3 protein-coding genes are annotated in these 1702 nt (G+C 61.5%); 1 reads left to right on the forward strand and 2 read right to left on the reverse strand.

Going from position 1 to position 1702, the window contains the following annotated elements:
* Positions 1–16 precede the first annotated feature (16 nt).
* Positions 17–283, reverse strand: a complete 267-nt coding sequence (locus EN994_RS30095; protein WP_013528900.1) for a hypothetical protein — start codon at positions 281–283, stop codon at positions 17–19.
* A 130-nt stretch (positions 284–413) separates the two neighbouring features.
* Here EN994_RS30095 and gcvA point away from each other — a divergent pair, with 130 nt between their 5' ends.
* The gene (gcvA, locus tag EN994_RS30100; RefSeq protein ID WP_013528901.1) at positions 414–1349 is read left to right on the forward strand and encodes a transcriptional regulator GcvA; all 936 of its coding nucleotides are present in this window, start codon (positions 414–416) and stop codon (positions 1347–1349) included.
* 123 nt (positions 1350–1472) lie between these two features.
* Here gcvA and EN994_RS30105 read toward each other — a convergent pair.
* A partial coding sequence (locus tag EN994_RS30105; RefSeq protein ID WP_164746359.1) for a DUF1761 domain-containing protein occupies positions 1473–1702 on the reverse strand: 230 nt, incomplete at its 5' end.

The raw sequence follows: 1702 nt of genomic DNA on the forward strand, positions 1-1702 counted from the left end.
CTATTCCCCTACTCCCCTACTCCCCTATTCCCCTACGGCCAGGTCTCTGCCAGCCGATGTCGAGCAGGCCCAGCCGGCCAAGCTCCTTGTCCATTGCGCGAGCGACATCACGGCGCGCGCCGCCGATATCGCGCAGTTGGCGGTCGGAGAGATCCTCGACGTTCTGGTAGGCAGTATCGCGGCGGGGGAGGCGTATCGCGACCCGGGCGTGACGCAACCAGTCGAGGGTTTCGGCCAGCCAGTTCGGACGATGTGCGGACGAATTCAAAACGATGATGGACATGGTGTGCTCCGTTCTCCCCGAATATCAAATCCGGCTTGATGATGTTTCGATGGACAGATCATGCCAGATTGAAATCTCTGTAGGAAACGAGTAGTTTTCTCTCGATCATCAAGTTTTCTTTGAGGATAGGATGGCTCGTCTTCTGCCTGGGACTCGTGCCTTGAGGACGCTGGAGGCGGCGGCCCGGCACCTCAATTTCACCCGTGCCGCCGACGAGCTTGGGCTGACACCGGCCGCCGTCAGCCATCAGATCAAGGAAATCGAGGATCAGCTCGGGCTGGTGCTGTTCACGCGCACCAGCCGCACCATCCGGCTCACCGAGGCGGGAACGGTGCTGTTCGACGCCTCGGCGGACGCGCTCGACCTGCTTGGCCGGGCTGTTTCGCGGGCGCAAAAGCTGACGCGCGGCACCGCTCTTTTGAAGGTAACGCTCGACGCGCAGTTCGCGTCAAAATGGCTGATGCGACGCGTCGACGATTTTCGCAAGCGTCACCCCGATATCGAGTTGCGATTCGACATTGCCTATGAAGTGCGGGATTTCGAACTTGACGACATCGATGTCGGCATCCGTTTTGGCGCTGGCAAATATCCGGGCCTTCGCACCCACCGGCTGTTCGACAACATCCTCATTCCGGTATGCAGCCCGAGCCTTTTGACGTCCGGTCCGCCGCTGCGCGAGCCGCGCGATCTTTTCAACCATACGCTTGCGCATATCGAATGGTCGCGGCAAGGCGTGACGTGGCCGAACTGGCGGATGTGGATGGCGGCGGCCGGCATCAATGATTTCGACGACAGCCGGACAGTCGTGTTCGGAAATTCCACGGATGCCGTCCAGGCAGCGCTCGACGGCAATGCCGTTGCGCTCGCCGATTTCGCCATGGTGGCGAACGACCTTTCCCAGGGCAGGCTGGTGCAGCCTTTCGAACTCGGCCTGCGCGTGGCGCCCGAGTTCGCCTATTTCCTGGTCTATCCCGAGAATACCGCCGACGATCCGCGCATCGTCGCCTTTCGCGAATGGATGCTAGAGGAAGTCGCCAAGACGCGGACCACGGATAAAGGGCAGTAGGGCAGTAGGGCAGTAGGGCAGTAGGGCAGTAGGGCAGTAGGGCAGTAGGGCAGTAGGGATAGGCGTCGGTGCCGTCTGCTCCCCTATTCCCCTACTGCCTTACTGCCCTACTCCCTTCTTGACTCAGCTTGCCACCGCGCCGAACCAGCCGATGACGGCGCCGATGATCAGTAGCACGCCGAGCCAGTGGCCGCCGTCGATGAGGGTCAGGTCCCAGCCGAAATTCTCGTAGCGATGGTTGACCGAGAGCGTCGTGGCGACGAAACCCAGCCAGAGCACGAAGCCGAAGACAAGTCCGGCGAGCCATGTCGGCTCGCCGCCGGTCATCGCGCCGACGACCAGCGCCATTATCG

Origin of the sequence: Mesorhizobium sp. M7A.F.Ca.CA.002.09.1.1 (assembly GCF_003998555.1) — a bacterium.
Taxonomy (GTDB): Bacteria; Pseudomonadota; Alphaproteobacteria; order Rhizobiales; family Rhizobiaceae; genus Mesorhizobium; species Mesorhizobium ciceri.